Raw genomic sequence first — 15,770 nt, 5'->3', positions numbered from 1 at the left:
ACGCGTGACTTCGTTACCATACCCGGTATTGCCGTCGCGACATAACAAGAGTCTACATTCACTATGCCAAAGAAAAATGAGGCCCCGGCCAGCTTTGAAACTGCGCTGGGCGAACTGGAGCAGATCGTTAACCGTCTGGAAAGCGGCGATTTGCCGTTAGAAGAAGCGCTCAGCGAATTTGAGCGCGGGGTCCAGCTGGCCCGCCAGGGGCAAAGCCAGCTACAGCAGGCCGAACAGCGCGTGCAGATCCTGCTGGCGGATAGTGAAGATTCCCCGACCACGCCTTTTACGCCGGACGCTGAATAAATGGATTTCCCGCAACAATTGCAGGCCTGTGTGGAACAGGCTAACGAGGCGCTGCGCCGTTTTATCGCGCCGCAGCCCTTTCAGAACACTCCGCTGGTGGAAGCGATGCATTATGGCGCACTCTTAGGCGGTAAACGCCTGCGTCCCTTCCTTGTCTACGCTACCGGCGAGATGTTCGGCGTGAGCCGCACCACGCTGGACGCCCCTGCCGCCGCGGTCGAATGCATTCATGCTTATTCCCTGATGCATGATGATTTGCCGGCGATGGATGATGACGATCTGCGTCGCGGACTGCCGACCTGCCATATTAAATTTGGCGAAGCCAACGCAATTCTTGCGGGAGATGCCCTGCAAACGCTGGCGTTTTCTATACTCAGTGATGCGCCGATGACGGACGTCCCTGACCGGGATCGTCTGGCGATGGTTTCCGAACTGGCGCAGGCCAGCGGCGTGGCGGGCATGTGCGGCGGCCAGGCGCTGGATCTGCAGGCGGAAGGACAGCAGGTGAATCTGCAGGCGCTGGAGCGTATCCACCGCCACAAAACGGGCGCGCTGATCCGCGCCGCCGTCCGCATGGGGGCGCTGAGCGCCGGCGAACGTGGGCGCGCCGCCCTTCCCGCGCTGGATCGCTATGCGGAAAATATCGGCCTGGCCTTCCAGGTCCAGGATGACATTCTCGACGTGGTAGGGGATACTGCGACCCTTGGCAAACGTCAGGGTGCCGACCAGCAATTGGGTAAAAGCACCTATCCCGCCCTCCTGGGCCTTGAGCAAGCCCGGAAGAAAGCGCACGACCTGATCGCTGATGCCCGCCGGTCGTTAGATGAACTGGCCGCACAATCTCTGGATACTTCGGCACTGGAAGCGCTCGCGAATTACATTATTCAGCGCGATAAATAAACAATAAATGAGTCTCTGATGAGTTTTGATATTGCCAAATACCCGACCCTGGCGCTGGTAGATTCCACCCAGGAGTTGCGCCTGTTGCCAAAAGAGAGCCTGCCGAAGCTGTGTGATGAGCTGCGGCGCTACCTGCTGGACAGCGTCAGCCGCTCCAGCGGTCACTTTGCCTCTGGCCTCGGCACCGTGGAACTGACCGTGGCGCTGCACTACGTCTATAACACGCCCTTCGATCGCCTGATCTGGGACGTCGGCCACCAGGCCTACCCGCATAAAATTCTGACCGGCCGCCGCGACAAAATCGGCACCATTCGCCAGAAAGGCGGCCTGCACCCCTTCCCGTGGCGCGGTGAGAGCGAGTACGACGTACTGAGCGTCGGTCACTCCTCCACCTCCATTTCCGCTGGCATCGGGGTGGCTATCGCCGCCGCGAAAGAGGATAAGCAGCGGCGCGCGGTGTGCGTGATTGGCGACGGGGCGATCACCGCCGGCATGGCGTTTGAGGCGATGAACCACGCCGGAGATATCAAACCCGATCTGCTGGTGGTGCTGAATGACAATGAAATGTCGATCTCTGAGAACGTCGGCGCGCTGAACAATCATCTGGCGCAGCTGCTCTCCGGTAAGCTCTACTCCACCCTGCGCGAAGGCGGCAAAAAGGTCTTCTCCGGCGTACCGCCGATTAAAGAGCTGCTTAAGCGGACCGAAGAGCATATCAAAGGCATGGTGGTACCTGGGACGCTGTTTGAAGAGCTGGGCTTTAACTATATCGGCCCGGTGGATGGCCACGATGTGCTCGGTCTGGTCAGCACTCTGAAGAACATGCGCGACCTGAAGGGGCCGCAGTTCCTGCATATTATGACCAAAAAAGGCCGCGGCTATGAGCCCGCCGAGAAAGACCCGATCACGTTCCACGCGGTGCCGAAGTTCGACCATACCAGCGGTGTGCTGCCCAAAAGCAGCGGCGGTCTCCCCTCCTACTCGAAAATCTTCGGCGACTGGCTGTGCGAAACGGCGGCCAAAGACAGCAAGCTGATGGCCATCACCCCGGCGATGCGCGAAGGTTCAGGGATGGTGGAATTTTCGAAGAAATTCCCCGATCAGTACTTTGACGTCGCCATCGCCGAGCAGCATGCGGTCACTTTCGCCGCCGGACTGGCGATTGGCGACTACAAGCCCGTCGTCGCCATCTACTCCACGTTCCTGCAGCGAGCCTACGATCAGGTGATCCACGATGTGGCTATTCAGAAGCTGCCGGTGCTGTTTGCCATCGACCGCGCCGGGATTGTCGGCGCAGACGGCCAGACGCATCAGGGGGCGTTCGATCTCTCCTTCCTGCGCTGTATTCCGGATATGGTGGTGATGACGCCGAGCGATGAAAATGAATGCCGCCAGATGCTGCACACCGGCTACCACTACAGCGACGGACCCTGCGCGGTGCGCTATCCGCGCGGCAGCGGCACCGGCGCGACGCTGGAGCCGCTGGCATCGCTGCCGATCGGCAAAGGGGTCGTGAAGCGCCAGGGCGAGAAGGTAGCGATCCTTAACTTCGGCACCCTGCTGCCGGAAGCCGCGGCGGTGGCGGACAAACTCAACGCCACCCTGGTGGATATGCGCTTTGTGAAGCCGCTGGATACCGCGCTGATCCTGCAGCTGGCAGGCGAGCACGACGTTCTGGTGACGCTGGAAGAGAACGCCATTATGGGCGGCGCCGGCAGCGGCGTGAATGAAGTGCTGATGGCCCATCGCCGGGCGGTACCGGTGCTTAATATTGGCCTGCCGGATGTCTTTATTCCGCAGGGCACTCAGGAAGAGATCCGCGCCGACCTCGGCCTTGATGCCGCCGGCATTGAAGCCAAAATCCTCGACTGGCTGGCATAATCGCCCCTCCCGCTCCTGCTATGCTTAAGGGATACCCTTGATGAATAGCAGGAGCGCACTATGCACTATATCCCCCTCGGCGATACTGCCTTACGTGTTTCCCGACTCTGCCTCGGCTGCATGACCTTCGGCGAGCCGGACCGCGGCAGGCACGCCTGGACGCTTCCGGAAGAGAGCAGTCGCCCGCTCATTCAGCACGCCATTGAAGGCGGCATCAACTTCTTCGATACCGCAAACAGCTACTCCGACGGCAGCAGCGAAGAGATCGTCGGCCGCGCCCTGCGCGACTTTGCCCGCCGCGATGAGGTGATTGTCGCCACCAAGGTCTATCACCAGGTCGGCGATCTGGCGGAAGGGCTTTCCCGGGCGCAGATCCTGCGCTCCATCGACGACAGCCTGCGCCGTCTCGGGATGGACTATGTCGACCTGCTGCAGATCCACCGCTGGGACTACAGCACCCCGATTGAAGAGACGCTCGAAGCGCTGGACGAGGTGGTGAAAGCCGGCAAAGCGCGCTATATCGGCGCCTCGTCCATGCATGCCCGGCAGTTTGCCCAGGCGCTGGCGCTTCAGCAGCAGAACGGCTGGGCGCGCTTCGTCACCATGCAGGATCACTACAACCTGATTTACCGGGAAGAAGAGAATGAGATGCTGCCCCTGTGCCAGCGTAACGGCGTGGCGGTGATCCCGTGGAGCCCGCTGGCGCGCGGCAGGCTGACCCGCCCATGGGGTGAGACCACCGCCCGGCTGGTCTCGGATGAGTTCGGCAAATCGCTTTACAGCACCAGCGAAGAGAACGACGCGCAGATCGCCGGGAATCTCGCGGACGTGGCGGAAGAGCTCGACGCCAGTCGCGCGCAGGTCGCCCTCGCCTGGCTGTTAAGCAAGCCCGGCGTCGCCGCGCCGATTATCGGTCCGTCGCGCCAGGAGCAGCTCGATGACCTGCTGCAGGCGGTGGATTTGACGCTATCTTCGGAACAGATCGACAAACTGGAGGCGCCCTATCAGCCGCATCCGGTGGTGGGATTTAAGTGACGGGCGTGATTTCCCCGACAGCATGGCGCTGCCGGGGAGCAGCGGTCAAAGCAGACCGATCGGCCAGTGATGGCCAATAACATACAGCACGCCGGCGGAGATCACCCCGGCGACGATATCGTCCACCATGATCCCCATTCCGCCGTGAATATTGCGGTCAAACCAGCGAATCGGCCACGGTTTCCACATATCGAAAATACGGAAAATGACGAAGCCGGCGGCCACCCACTGCCAGTCGAGGGTCGGCAGCGCCATCAGGGTGATCCACATCCCGACGAACTCGTCCCAGACGATGCTGCCGTGGTCATGGGTGCCCATATCTTTGGCCGTACGATGGCACAGATAGACTCCGATACAGATGCTCATCATCACCACCAGCGAGTAGAGCTGCCAGGGGAGAAAAGTCATCAGATACCAGAACGGGATCGCCGCCAGCGAGCCCATCGTCCCCGGCACCACCGGGCTTAAGCCGCTGCCAAAGCCGGTCGCCAGCAGATGCCACGGATTACGCATACTCAGGCGGCTAAGCGCCTCGTCTCGACTACGCAAAGTGATCGTATCCCTTTAAATCAAGCGTGACCGGCTTACCGTCACGGATAAACTGCAAACCTTCGCTCTCCGGCGCAATCTGTCCGATACAGGTAAAACGCGCGCCTAGATGGCCAAGGGCCACGTCCAGCGCCCCGCGGTTCAGTTCCGGTACGGTAAAGCACAGTTCGTAATCTTCTCCACCGGCGAGCGCCCAGCGCAGCGCCTGCTCGGGCTCAACCTGGCGCAGCATGGCGTCAGAGTACGGCATGGCATCAAGATCGATGCGCGCGCCGCAGTCGCTGGCTTTGAGAATATGACCCAGATCGGAGATCAGGCCGTCGGAGAGATCGATGGCCGACGTCGCCAGGTCGCGCAACGCCTGGCCCTGCAGCACGCGGGGCATCGGACGCAGGTGACGGGCCAGCAGGTAGTCGGCATCCGTCGGCGCATCCACCGTCAGACGGTTCTGCAACAGCGCCAGGCCGGCGGCGCTGTCCCCCGGAGTGCCGGTGACATAGATCCAGTCTCCCGGCTTCGCGCCTGAACGTTTCATGGCGCGCCCTGGCGGCACAAAGCCGTGGATACCCAGAGTCATGGCGAGCGGGCCGCGGGTGGTGTCGCCGCCAATCAGCTGCATATCGTAGTAGTCAAGCTGGACAAACAGGCTGTCGCTGAAGGCTTCCAGCCAGGCTTCATCCACCTCCGGCAAGGTCAGCGCCAGGGTGAGCCACGCCGGCTCCGCGCCCATCGCCGCGAGGTCGCTCAGGTTTACCGCCAGCGCTTTATAGGCGAGGTCGGCCGGGTCGATATCGGGTAAGAAGTGATTGCCCGCCACCAGAGTGTCGGTGCTGATTGCCAGCGTTTTTTTCTCGGGAATATTCAGGAGAGCGCAGTCGTCGCCGATACCGGTTTCGACATCAAGACGAGCGCTTTTAACGCGATCAAAATAACGGGCAATCAGGGAGAATTCGCCACATGCCATACGTTATGCCTCAGCAAAATAATAAATAAGGCCGGGTTGCGAGGCGACCCTCGCAAAACCCGGCCTGCAGTTTACTTCTTGTGGGGACGAATTACCGGAGCCGCTTTGTCCAGCACGCCGTTGACGAACTTGTGGCTATCTTCAGCGCCGAAGGTTTTCGCCAGTTCGATAGCTTCATTGATGGCCACTTTATACGGTACGTCATCACGTTTGGATAGCTCAAACAGCGCGATACGCAGCACCGCTTTTTCCACCTGACCCAGCTCTTCCAGCTGACGGGACAGGTAGGGCTTCATCAGGCCGTCGAGGTACGCGCTGTTAGTCGCCACTCCGGACAGCAGTTCGCGGAAATACAGAACATCAACATCTTTTACGTCCTGTTCCGCCAGGAACTGGTATTCGACATCAGCGATGTCGTTGTGGGACAACTGCCAGGAGTAGAGCGCCTGAACGGCACACTCACGGGCGCGGCGACGAGCAGCAGGTTTCACGGAATTCCCCTTACAAAAATCAGGCCTTGATGGCTTTCAATACGTTAATCATTTCCAGCGCGGTCAGCGCAGCTTCTGCGCCTTTGTTACCGGCTTTGGTGCCAGCGCGCTCGATGGCTTGTTCAATACTTTCAGTGGTCAGAACACCAAAGGCTACCGGGATTTCGCTGTCCTGAGCGACGTGCGCCAGGCCATTGCTGGCACCGCCAGCCACATATTCAAAGTGGGCGGTACCGCCGCGAATCACCGTACCCAGCGCAATCACCGCGTCATATTTACCGGTTTTCGCCAGTGCGCCAGCCGCCAGCGGCAGCTCGTACGCGCCTGGAACCCAAACAACGGTGATGTTTTCATCTTTTACCTGACCAATGCGTTTCAGGGCGTCAATCGCACCTTCCAGCAGGCTGTCATTGATAAAGTTGTTGAAACGCGCAATGGTGATGGCGACGCGAGCGTCCGGGGTAGCAACGTTAGCTTCAATAATGTTCATACTCTTCCTTCGGGTTCATGTGCCCCGCAAGGGGGGCGGATTTTATCATATTATTCTGAGCGCTGCTTCCTAATAATCAGGAAAGCCTCACGCAGTGGTTAAATGCAGGCAGACATCCGGGCCAACCTGACGTATCTCATTGAATTTGAAATGGGGCGCCTGGCTCAGTTCTTCAAGCCCCGGCAGCGCGCATAATCCACGCGCCGCATTGCCTAACAGTTTAGGCGCAATATAGACGATAAGCTCGTCGACCAGGCCCGCCTGCAGCAGCGCCCCGGCAAGCGTGGCCCCCGCCTCCACCCAGACGCTGTTGATCTGCTGTTTGCCGAGCAGCATCATCAGCAGCACCAGATCGAGATGGCCGTTATGTTCCGGAACCAGCAGCGTGCGCACGCTGTCCGGCCACTGGCGCTCATCGGCGCTCAGGCGGGCAAACAGCGTTTCCCCCGCCTGCTGCACAATACGATGCTCGGGCGTGACGCGGTTCTGGCTGTCGATAACGACGCGCAGCGGCTGGCGCAAATTCGCTTCGGGATACAGCGCCTGGGTATCGGCGCTCAGCTCCTGCCAGCGCACGGTCAGCGCCGGATCGTCCGCCAGCACGGTGGCGCTGCTGGTCAGGATAGCATGGCTCTGGGCGCGCAGACGCTGCACGTCGCGTCGCGCCTGCGGGGAGGTGATCCACTGGCTTTCGCCGCTGGCCATCGCCGTGCGGCCGTCCAGCGAGGCGCCCAGCTTGAGCTGGACCCAGGGAAAACCGGTGCGCATCCGCTTCAGGAAGCCCTTATTCAGCGCTTCCGCCTCGTTCATCATCAGCCCGTGGCTGACGTCAATACCGGCCTGCTGCAGACGGTACAGGCCGCGCCCCGCCACCTGCGGGTTCGGATCCTGCATCGCGGCGACCACGCGGCTGACGCCGGCGGCAATCAGGGCGTCGCAGCACGGCGGCGTACGACCGTGGTGGCTGCAGGGCTCGAGGGTGACGTAGGCGGTGGCGCCGCGCGCCTTTTCCCCGGCCATCCGCAGGGCGTGCACTTCGGCATGCGGCTCGCCGGCGCGATAGTGGAACCCTTCGCCGACGATCTCGCCGTCTTTAACAATGACGCAGCCAACGTTAGGGTTAGGATGGGTGGTAAAACGACCGCGGGCGGCGAGCTTGAGCGCACGCGCCATGTACATTTCGTCCTGCATGGCTTAGTCCTGTAAGCGGGCGATCTCTTCGCCGAATTCTTTGATATCTTCGAAGCTGCGATAGACCGACGCGAAGCGAATATAGGCGACTTTATCCAGTTTTTTCAGCTGCTCCATCACCAGGTTGCCGATCATTTTGCTGGCCACTTCGCGCTCGCCGGTGCCGCGCAGATGGGTTTTGATATGGTTGACCGCCATTTCGACGTCATCGGCGCTGACCGGACGTTTCTCCAGCGCTTTCAGCATCCCACTGCGCAGCTTGTCTTCGTTGAAGGGTTCACGCACATCGTTACTCTTCACCACCCGCGGCATGACCAGCTCCGCCACTTCGAAGGTGGTAAAGCGCTCATTACAGACCAGACACTGCCGACGGCGACGCACGGAAGAGCCTTCCCCTACCAGACGAGAGTCGATCACTTTGGTATCCACGGCGAAACAGAAAGGGCAATGCATAGCGCGTCCTGACAGGTAGTTAAACTGAAGGGTAGTTTACCGCGAAGTGACCTGACTACAAAGAAAGAGCTTTTGAGACAAAGGATCTATGGGAGAGTCAGGCGGTTTGGCTACCATTAAGCATCCTCTGCAAACGGAATCCTGACCATGACAAGACGTTACCTGAAACTCGCCATCGCGGGCAGCCTGTTTACCCTGACCGCCTGCGCCCAGCAAAGCGAAATCCGCCAGATGCACCAGAGCGTGAGTACGCTGAGCCAGGAGATGACCCAGCTCAATCAGCAAACGATCAAAATTACCCAGCAAAACGCGCTGAACGCGAAATCCACCCGCGGCGTCTATCTGCTGCCGGAGGCGAAAACCCCGGCGCGGCTGGAGAGCCAGATCGGCACCCTGCGCATGTCGGTGGCGAGCATTACGCCGGATGGCGACGGGTCACGCCTGACCTTACGTATTCAGGGCGAATCCAACGATCCGCTGCCGGCCTTTACCGCCACCGTCGCCTCCGGACAGATCACCGGCACTACCCACAGCTACCAGGAAGTGAATGTTCAGGATCAATTGATCAGCGCCCCGGCCAGCATTCTCGCCCCCAGCGATGTCGATATCCCGCTGCGCCTGAACGTGACGCCGGACAAAGTCGGTTTTATTCGCGTCCACGATATCCAGCCCGCCGCCGCGCAGTAAGCCTTGCCGCCGGGCTTCCCCCTGCCCGGCGACGTCCTGTCCCGTTATTCTTATCCACTTACAACTTTTCGCAAGAGTTCATTAGAAATCGTTCTGCATCGCGATTTTCAGTAGCATTTTGTCAAGAAATGCATAGAATCGTGAACGCAATCGATTACGCATGTTCTGGTTATGTGAAACAACACGTATTTTTGTGAGCAATGATTCCTATAATAGACCCCCACAGAAACACGAAATATTTAGAAACGCTTCGGCACTTCTTTTAACGCCTTCAGGCTCAATTTAAACAGTGGCATTACTATGAAAAAAACATTACTGGCAGCGGGTGCGGTTGTGGCGCTCTCCACTTCTTTTACCGCGGGCGCGGCAGAAAACGACAAACCGCAGTATCTGTCTGACTGGTGGCACCAGAGTGTTAACGTGGTGGGCAGCTACCACACCCGTTTTGGACCGCAGATCCGTAACGATACCTACCTGGAATACGAAGCGTTCGCCAAAAAAGACTGGTTTGATTTCTACGGCTATATCGATGCCCCGGTATTCTTCGGCGGCAACAGCACGGCAAAAGGTATCTGGAACAACGGCTCCCCGCTGTTTATGGAGATCGAACCGCGCTTCTCTATCGATAAGCTGACCAACACCGACCTGAGCTTCGGGCCGTTCAAAGAGTGGTATTTCGCGAACAACTATATCTACGATATGGGCCGCAATGACTCCCAGGAGCAGAGCACCTGGTATATGGGTCTGGGTACCGATATCGACACCGGCCTGCCGATGAGCCTGTCGCTGAACGTCTACGCCAAATACCAGTGGCAGAACTACGGCGCGTCCAACGAAAACGAGTGGGACGGCTACCGCTTCAAAGTGAAATACTTTGTGCCGCTGACCGACCTGTGGGGCGGTTCGCTGAGCTACATCGGCTTCACCAACTTCGACTGGGGCTCTGACCTCGGCGATGACAACTTCTACGATCTGAACGGGAAGCACGCGCGCACCAGCAACTCCATCGCCTCCAGCCATATCCTGGCGCTGAACTACGCGCACTGGCACTACTCGGTGGTGGCCCGTTACTTCCATAACGGCGGCCAGTGGGCTGACGATGCCAAGCTGAACTTCGGCGATGGCGATTTCAGCGTCCGCTCAACCGGTTGGGGTGGTTACTTTGTGGTTGGTTACAACTTCTGATTGCTGAAACGGCAGGACAGCGCCCGGGCCTCCCGGGCGTTTTTATTTCTCCCACACGTCGCAGCGGACCTTGCGCAGAAAATCGCTTAACGAGCGGTCGGCGCACTCGCTGAATCGACGCTCGGTCGCCCTGACCGCCAGACAGCGGTCGAGGCGAAAGTTGCGATAATCATTGCGCAGCTCGCACCAGGCCACCAGCAGCCAGCGCTCCCCCCAGAAAAACAGCCCCAGCGGCAGCACGTCGCGCTCGGTCACCCGACCGGACTCATCCTGATAGCGCAGCGCCAGCACCTGCTGGCCGGAGACCGCCAGATGAATGACGTCAAAGAAGGTTTTGGCATAGCGATGGGCGCCGAGATCGGGGGCAAACAGGCGGGTCTGCTCCGCCTGGCGCCGGCGCGCCTCTGGCAGGATCGCCAGCATCTTCTCCTGGGCAGACTCCAGCGATTGCGACAGCGCCTCGCCGCCCCAGGTTTTCAGCAGCCGGATCGCGGCGATCAGCGCTTCGGATTCTTTGGTGGTCAGCATTAGCGGCGGCAGATCGTAGCCCGCCAGCAGGCGATAACCGCTCCCCGCCTCGCCCTCCACCGGCACGCCGGAGAGGGAGAGATCGCGAATATCGCGATACACGGTGCGCTCCGACACGCCCAGCCGCTCCGCCAGCAGCGCGGCGGTGGTGAGCCGCCTGCCGCGCAGGATCTGCACAATCTGAAATAAACGGTCGGCGCGTCGGGTCATGTCTCACTTCACAAAAAGTTCAGGTTAAGCCGGTTGGTGCAGGCCGACGCGGTTGCCCTCGCTGTCAGTAAACAGCGCGATGGTGCCAATATCATTCGGCAGCGTCAGCGGCCCGAAAACACATGCCCCACCCGCCGAGGCAACGCGGTCGAGGGTGGCGGTAAGATGGTCTGTATGCAGGTAAATAATAGCGCCCTGCGCAGAGGGCGCGATACCCTCAAATTTGGCGAGCGCGCCGCCGGGGGCCGGATCCTGATGCGGGAACACCGCCAGCTCGGCGCAGTCCATGGTTTCGCGACGCAGCGTCACCTGCATCACCGGCTCATAAAACGCGACGGCGCGATCCATATCGGCGACCGGAATTTCAAACCAGTTAATCACGTTATTCATACTTCCTCCTGCTCGTTAGTGAGTTCAGAAGGAGTGTATGGGAGGGCTCCTGACAGCATACTGTCAGCAGGTTTTGTCGCGGGCAAAAAAAATCCCGGCGCCTGACCGGGATTGCGTTATTTCAACTGAACTGTATTACGGCAGAATAGACGGCTGGTCCGCCCCTTCTTTTTCGACCTTCTGCTGCAGCAGATGCTCGCGCTTCATGCCCAGCTTCAACGCCAGCGCGGAGGCGACGTAGATAGAAGAAGCCGTACCGATGGAGACACCGATCAGCATGGTCAGCGAGAAGCCTTCCAGAATCGGGCCGCCGAACAGGAACAGCATCAGGATCACCATCAGGGTGGTCCCGGAGGTGATCAAGGTACGGTGCAGCGTCTGGGTCAACGACACGTTGAAGATCTCGTACGGCGTACCGCGGCGGATCTTACGGAAGTTTTCACGGATACGGTCCGATACCACGATACTGTCGTTCAGCGAGTAGCCGATAACCGACATCAACGAGGCCACAATGGTCAGGTCGATCTCGATATGGAATAGCGACAGCACCCCCATGGTGATCACCACGTCGTGCGCCAGGGCGATAACCACCCCCGCCGCCAGACGCCATTCGAAGCGGAAGCCGACGTAGATCAGGATACAGACCAGCGCGGCAATCAGCGCCAGGGCGCCTGTTTGCGCAAGGTCCGCGCCGACGCTCGGGCCGACAAACTCAATACGCTTCACCGCCGCGTTCTGGCTGGTCGATTCGTTAATCACCGTCACGACCTTGCTGCCCAGCTCCTGGCTGACGTTGGCGTCATGCACCGGCGGCATACGTACCATGATGTCGCGGCTGCTGCCAAAGTTCTGCACCTGCGGCTCTTCAAAGCCCGCTTTCTGCAGGGAATCGCGCATCTGGTCCAGATCGACCGGCTTCTCAAGGGTAATTTCGATCACCGTACCGCCGGTGAAATCGAGACCCCAGTTAAAGCCGCGGACGCCGATGATGGCGATCGACACAATCAGCAGAAAGCCTGAAATGCCGAAGGCCCAGTAGTCCCAGCGCATAAAGTCCCAGACTTTACGGCCGTGGTTCAATTGTTCAACAGTATATTCCTGTGCCACAACGCACTCCTCAGATAGACAGCTTTTTAACGCGCTTGCCGCCGTACAGCAGGTTCACGATGGCACGGGTGCCGACGATAGCGGTAAACATTGAGGTCGCGATACCGATACCGGTGGTAATCGCAAACCCTTTAATGGCACCGGTACCGACCGCGTACAGGATGATCACTTTGATAAGCGTCGTCACGTTGGCGTCGAAGATCGAGCTGAACGCGCCGCGATAACCTTCGTCAATCGCCTGCTGAACGGTACGCCCGTTGCTCAGCTCTTCTTTGATACGCTCGTTGATCAGAACGTTAGCATCGACCGCCACCGCAAGGGTTAACACGATACCCGCGATGCCCGGCATGGTCAGCGTCGCCCCCGGGATCAGGGACATAATGCCGACAATCAGCACCAGGTTGGCAATCAGCGCCGAGGTCGCAATCAGACCGAACTTCTTATAGAAGAGGATCATGAACAGGATAGAGACCACCAGACCGGCCAGACAGGCTTCCAGACCCTGCTTGATGTTCTGCATGCCAAGGGTTGGGCCGATAGTCCGCTCTTCGACGATCTGAATCGGCGCAATCAACGCGCCGGCACGCAGCAGCAGCGACAGCTGGCGAGCTTCGTTCGGGTTGCTGATACCGGTAATACGGAAGCTGTTGCCCAGACGCGACTGGATGTTGGCGATGTTAATCACCTCTTCCTCTTTCGCCAGGATAGCGCGACCGTTGGCGTCTTTCTTACCGCTGTCTTTATACTCCACGAACAGGGTCGCCATCGGCTTGCCGATGTTGTCCTTGGTGAAGTTGGACATGATGTTGCCGCCTGCGCTGTCCAGCGAGATGTTGACCTGCGGCTGGTTGTACTCATCCATGCTGGAGGTCGAGTCGGTGATATGGTCACCGGTCAGGATAACCCGCTTGTACAGCACCACCGGCTGGCCTTCACGCGTCTCTTTCACTTCCGAGTCGCCCGGCACGCGGCCTGAGGCGGCGGCGGACTGGTCCACGTTGGTATTGACCAGACGGAACTCGAGGGTCGCGGTCGCGCCAAGGATCTCCTTCGCCCGCGCGGTATCCTGGATACCCGGCAGCTCAACCACGATGCGGTCAGCGCCCTGACGCTGAACCAGCGGTTCGGCGACGCCCAGCTGGTTCACACGGTTACGCAGAATGTTAATGTTCTGCTGAACCGCATACTCACGAGCTTCTTTCAGGCGCTCATCGGTCATCACCGCTTTCAGGCTGTTGTCACCCTGAGAGGAGATCACCAGATCGCGATGGCGAGGGCTGAGATAAGAGATAGCCTGGTCGCGCGCCGCGCTGTCGCGGAAGACGATGCTCAGACCATAGTTGTCTTCCTTGCGCACGGTCGCGTAAGGAATGCCTTTGTCGCGCAGCTCGCTGCGCAGGCTATCGATGTTCTGTTCCTGCAGTTTGCCTAACGCGGTGTCCATGTCGACTTCCATCAGGAAGTGCACGCCGCCGCGCAGATCAAGACCCAGCTTCATCGGCTCGGCATAGAGTGCCGCCAGCCAGCGTGGGGTTGCCGGAGCAAGGTTTAGCGCCACGACGTATTTGTCACCCAACACGGTAAGCAGCGCTTCACGCGCGCGCAGCTGGGTATCAGTGGTGTCGAAGCGCGCAAGAATAGCGCCCTCTTCCAGTGCCACAGACTTCGCGGTAATTTTTTCTTCTTGTAAAGTTTTCTGGACCTGGATCAGCGTTTGCTCACTGGCGGCGACGCCGCGCGCGCCAGTGATTTGAACAGCCGGATCCTCACCATACAGGTTGGGAAGCGCATAGATCAGGCCGACGACAATGACGACGACCAGCATGACATACTTCCACAAAGGATAACGGTTTAACACGGCAGTTCCCTTTGGGAAAAGTTAGATTACAGCGCCTTCATGGTGCCTTTCGGCAGAACGGCAGCAACGAAGTCACGTTTGATAACCACTTCAGTGGTATCGTTCAGCGCGATAGCAATGTAGCCAGTTTCCGCTACTTTGGTCACGCGACCGACCAGACCGCCGTTGGTCAGCACTTCATCACCTTTGGCGATGGAGTTCATCAGGTTCTTATGTTCCTTGGTGCGCTTCTGCTGTGGACGCAGGATCATGAAGTAAAAAATCAGACCGAACACCACCAGCATCAGAATCAGAGACATCGGGCTGCCCTGCGCCGGTGCACCCGTTGCCGCTACCGCATCAGAAATAAAAAAGCTCATTGAAATTCCCTCATTATTAAAATTAATCAACGTTCAAAGGAGGCACGGTGCGCCCCTGACGTTGGTAAAAATCGGTCACGAAGCTCTCTAATTTACCCTCTTCGATAGCCTTGCGTAAACCAGCCATTAAACGCTGATAGTAGCGCAGGTTATGAATGGTATTGAGACGCGCGCCCAATATTTCGTTGCAACGGTCAAGGTGATGCAAGTAAGCGCGTGAATAATTGCGACATGTATAGCAATCACACTCGGCGTCCAGCGGCGCGGTATCGCTTTTGTGCTTCGCGTTGCGGATTTTCACCACGCCGTCGGTGACGAACAGGTGGCCGTTACGCGCGTTGCGCGTCGGCATGACGCAGTCGAACATATCGATACCGCGACGTACCCCTTCCACCAGATCTTCCGGCTTCCCGACGCCCATCAGGTATCGTGGTTTATCGGCCGGGATCTGCGGGCAGACGTGCTCCAGAATACGGTGCATGTCTTCCTTCGGCTCGCCGACCGCCAAACCGCCGACAGCGTAGCCATCAAAGCCAATCTCTACCAGACCTTTCACCGAGATATCACGTAAATCTTCGTAAACGCTGCCCTGAATGATGCCGAACAGCGCATTTTTATTGCCAAGGCTATCGAAACGGTCGCGGCTGCGCTTTGCCCAGCGCAGAGACATCTCCATCGAGCGCTTGGCGTAATCCCAGTCCGCCGGGTACGGCGTACATTCGTCGAAGATCATCACGATATCGGAACCGAGATCGTACTGAATCTCCATGGATTTTTCCGGATCGAGGAAAATCGGATCGCCGTTGATCGGGTTACGGAAGTGGACGCCCTGCTCGGTGATCTTACGGATATCGCCAAGGCTGAACACCTGGAAGCCGCCGGAGTCGGTCAGGATCGGTCCTTTCCACTGCATAAAATCGTGCAGATCGCCGTGCAGCTTCATGATCTCCTGACCCGGTCGCAGCCACAGGTGGAAGGTGTTGCCGAGAATAATCTGCGCGCCGGTGGCTTCCACCTCTTCCGGCGTCATCCCTTTGACGGTGCCGTAGGTGCCAACGGGCATAAAGGCCGGTGTTTCCACCACGCCGCGCTCAAACACCAGGCGACCGCGGCGGGCGCGACCGTCGGTGGTATCCAGTTCAAATTTCATGCTTGCTCCTGCGTCAGAAAAACAGTCCGACGTTTT

18 protein-coding genes are annotated in these 15,770 nt (G+C 58.9%); 6 read left to right on the top strand and 12 right to left on the bottom strand.

What is annotated here, in order from left to right:
• The first annotated feature begins 63 nt into the window (after window positions 1-63).
• From xseB to ABLV52_RS19840, 4 genes are read left to right on the top strand one after another with little or no spacing between them, the layout of a single operon-like run.
• Window positions 64-306, top strand: a complete 243-nt coding sequence (gene xseB / locus ABLV52_RS19855; RefSeq protein WP_004204824.1) for an exodeoxyribonuclease VII small subunit — start codon at window positions 64-66, stop codon at window positions 304-306.
• Window positions 307-1,206 carry a (2E,6E)-farnesyl diphosphate synthase gene (gene ispA / locus ABLV52_RS19850; protein ID WP_004204826.1) on the top strand — a complete coding sequence of 300 codons (900 nt, stop codon included), beginning with the start codon at window positions 307-309 and terminating at the stop codon, window positions 1,204-1,206. It abuts the gene before it with no gap.
• Window positions 1,207-1,224: 18 nt separating this feature from the next.
• Window positions 1,225-3,087 (top strand): 1-deoxy-D-xylulose-5-phosphate synthase, encoded by a 1,863-nt coding sequence (dxs, locus tag ABLV52_RS19845; RefSeq protein ID WP_023288599.1) that lies wholly within the window; start codon window positions 1,225-1,227, stop codon window positions 3,085-3,087.
• 60 nt (window positions 3,088-3,147) lie between these two features.
• On the top strand, window positions 3,148-4,122 hold the full coding sequence (locus ABLV52_RS19840; RefSeq protein WP_023288598.1) for an aldo/keto reductase: 975 nt from the start codon (window positions 3,148-3,150) through the stop codon (window positions 4,120-4,122).
• 45 nt (window positions 4,123-4,167) lie between these two features.
• Here ABLV52_RS19840 and pgpA read toward each other — a convergent pair whose 3' ends face one another.
• The 6 genes from pgpA to nrdR form a co-directional block, all read right to left on the bottom strand.
• Window positions 4,168-4,671, bottom strand: a complete 504-nt coding sequence (pgpA, locus tag ABLV52_RS19835; protein ID WP_004177266.1) for a phosphatidylglycerophosphatase A — start codon at window positions 4,669-4,671, stop codon at window positions 4,168-4,170.
• The gene (thiL, locus tag ABLV52_RS19830; RefSeq protein WP_023288597.1) at window positions 4,664-5,635 is read right to left on the bottom strand and encodes a thiamine-phosphate kinase; all 972 of its coding nucleotides are present in this window, start codon (window positions 5,633-5,635) and stop codon (window positions 4,664-4,666) included. The genes pgpA and thiL overlap by 8 nt, the downstream gene beginning before the upstream one ends.
• A 71-nt stretch (window positions 5,636-5,706) precedes the next feature.
• Window positions 5,707-6,126, bottom strand: a complete 420-nt coding sequence (gene nusB, locus ABLV52_RS19825) for a transcription antitermination factor NusB (RefSeq protein WP_002891356.1) — start codon at window positions 6,124-6,126, stop codon at window positions 5,707-5,709.
• Between the two features lie 19 nt (window positions 6,127-6,145).
• Window positions 6,146-6,616, bottom strand: a complete 471-nt coding sequence (gene ribE, locus ABLV52_RS19820; protein ID WP_001021161.1) for a 6,7-dimethyl-8-ribityllumazine synthase — start codon at window positions 6,614-6,616, stop codon at window positions 6,146-6,148.
• A gap of 87 nt (window positions 6,617-6,703) precedes the next feature.
• The gene (ribD, locus tag ABLV52_RS19815; protein WP_032453582.1) at window positions 6,704-7,807 is read right to left on the bottom strand and encodes a bifunctional diaminohydroxyphosphoribosylaminopyrimidine deaminase/5-amino-6-(5-phosphoribosylamino)uracil reductase RibD; all 1,104 of its coding nucleotides are present in this window, start codon (window positions 7,805-7,807) and stop codon (window positions 6,704-6,706) included.
• A 3-nt stretch (window positions 7,808-7,810) separates the two neighbouring features.
• Window positions 7,811-8,260 carry a transcriptional regulator NrdR gene (nrdR, locus tag ABLV52_RS19810; protein ID WP_002890417.1) on the bottom strand — a complete coding sequence of 150 codons (450 nt, stop codon included), beginning with the start codon at window positions 8,258-8,260 and terminating at the stop codon, window positions 7,811-7,813.
• A gap of 147 nt (window positions 8,261-8,407) precedes the next feature.
• On the opposite strand from nrdR, the gene ABLV52_RS19805 reads away from it, so the two are divergent.
• A complete protein-coding gene (locus tag ABLV52_RS19805; protein WP_023288595.1) occupies window positions 8,408-8,947 on the top strand; it encodes a DUF3251 domain-containing protein in 540 nt (179 codons plus the stop codon).
• A 300-nt stretch (window positions 8,948-9,247) separates the two neighbouring features.
• Entirely contained in the window at window positions 9,248-10,132 is an 885-nt protein-coding gene (locus ABLV52_RS19800; protein WP_004204836.1) for a nucleoside-specific channel-forming protein Tsx, read from the top strand.
• Window positions 10,133-10,174: 42 nt separating this feature from the next.
• Here ABLV52_RS19800 and ABLV52_RS19795 read toward each other — a convergent pair whose 3' ends face one another.
• The 6 genes from ABLV52_RS19795 to tgt form a co-directional block, all read right to left on the bottom strand.
• Entirely contained in the window at window positions 10,175-10,870 is a 696-nt protein-coding gene (locus ABLV52_RS19795) for a YafY family protein (RefSeq protein ID WP_085551220.1), read from the bottom strand.
• 24 nt (window positions 10,871-10,894) lie between these two features.
• Window positions 10,895-11,260 (bottom strand): VOC family protein, encoded by a 366-nt coding sequence (locus ABLV52_RS19790; protein WP_048296845.1) that lies wholly within the window; start codon window positions 11,258-11,260, stop codon window positions 10,895-10,897.
• Between the two features lie 135 nt (window positions 11,261-11,395).
• Complete coding sequence (gene secF, locus ABLV52_RS19785; RefSeq protein WP_008805371.1) at window positions 11,396-12,367, bottom strand: protein translocase subunit SecF; 972 nt, start codon at window positions 12,365-12,367, stop codon at window positions 11,396-11,398.
• A gap of 10 nt (window positions 12,368-12,377) precedes the next feature.
• Window positions 12,378-14,225 carry a protein translocase subunit SecD gene (gene secD / locus ABLV52_RS19780; protein WP_008805370.1) on the bottom strand — a complete coding sequence of 616 codons (1,848 nt, stop codon included), beginning with the start codon at window positions 14,223-14,225 and terminating at the stop codon, window positions 12,378-12,380.
• 26 nt (window positions 14,226-14,251) lie between these two features.
• Complete coding sequence (yajC, locus tag ABLV52_RS19775; RefSeq protein ID WP_002890398.1) at window positions 14,252-14,584, bottom strand: preprotein translocase subunit YajC; 333 nt, start codon at window positions 14,582-14,584, stop codon at window positions 14,252-14,254.
• Between the two features lie 22 nt (window positions 14,585-14,606).
• Window positions 14,607-15,734 carry a tRNA guanosine(34) transglycosylase Tgt gene (gene tgt / locus ABLV52_RS19770; RefSeq protein ID WP_002890395.1) on the bottom strand — a complete coding sequence of 376 codons (1,128 nt, stop codon included), beginning with the start codon at window positions 15,732-15,734 and terminating at the stop codon, window positions 14,607-14,609.
• Window positions 15,735-15,770: the final 36 nt, after the last annotated feature.

The sequence above is a fragment of the Klebsiella sp. GB_Kp056 genome, from assembly GCF_040064755.1.
GTDB classification, from domain to species: domain Bacteria; phylum Pseudomonadota; class Gammaproteobacteria; order Enterobacterales; family Enterobacteriaceae; genus Klebsiella; species Klebsiella quasipneumoniae.
The sequence above is the reverse complement of the archived record's forward strand: the minus strand, read 5'-3'. Positions and strand labels throughout refer to the sequence as shown.

Coding starts and splice junctions, on each gene's coding strand:
- xseB (WP_004204824.1), top strand. CDS start 64: ATGCCAAAGAAAAATGAGGCCCCGGCCAGCTTTGAAACTGCGCTGGGC.
- ispA (WP_004204826.1), top strand. CDS start 307: ATGGATTTCCCGCAACAATTGCAGGCCTGTGTGGAACAGGCTAACGAG.
- dxs (WP_023288599.1), top strand. CDS start 1,225: ATGAGTTTTGATATTGCCAAATACCCGACCCTGGCGCTGGTAGATTCC.
- ABLV52_RS19840 (WP_023288598.1), top strand. CDS start 3,148: ATGCACTATATCCCCCTCGGCGATACTGCCTTACGTGTTTCCCGACTC.
- thiL (WP_023288597.1), bottom strand. CDS start 5,635: ATGGCATGTGGCGAATTCTCCCTGATTGCCCGTTATTTTGATCGCGTT.
- ribE (WP_001021161.1), bottom strand. CDS start 6,616: ATGAACATTATTGAAGCTAACGTTGCTACCCCGGACGCTCGCGTCGCC.
- ribD (WP_032453582.1), bottom strand. CDS start 7,807: ATGCAGGACGAAATGTACATGGCGCGTGCGCTCAAGCTCGCCGCCCGC.
- nrdR (WP_002890417.1), bottom strand. CDS start 8,260: ATGCATTGCCCTTTCTGTTTCGCCGTGGATACCAAAGTGATCGACTCT.
- ABLV52_RS19805 (WP_023288595.1), top strand. CDS start 8,408: ATGACAAGACGTTACCTGAAACTCGCCATCGCGGGCAGCCTGTTTACC.
- ABLV52_RS19800 (WP_004204836.1), top strand. CDS start 9,248: ATGAAAAAAACATTACTGGCAGCGGGTGCGGTTGTGGCGCTCTCCACT.
- ABLV52_RS19795 (WP_085551220.1), bottom strand. CDS start 10,870: ATGACCCGACGCGCCGACCGTTTATTTCAGATTGTGCAGATCCTGCGC.
- ABLV52_RS19790 (WP_048296845.1), bottom strand. CDS start 11,260: ATGAATAACGTGATTAACTGGTTTGAAATTCCGGTCGCCGATATGGAT.
- yajC (WP_002890398.1), bottom strand. CDS start 14,584: ATGAGCTTTTTTATTTCTGATGCGGTAGCGGCAACGGGTGCACCGGCG.
- tgt (WP_002890395.1), bottom strand. CDS start 15,734: ATGAAATTTGAACTGGATACCACCGACGGTCGCGCCCGCCGCGGTCGC.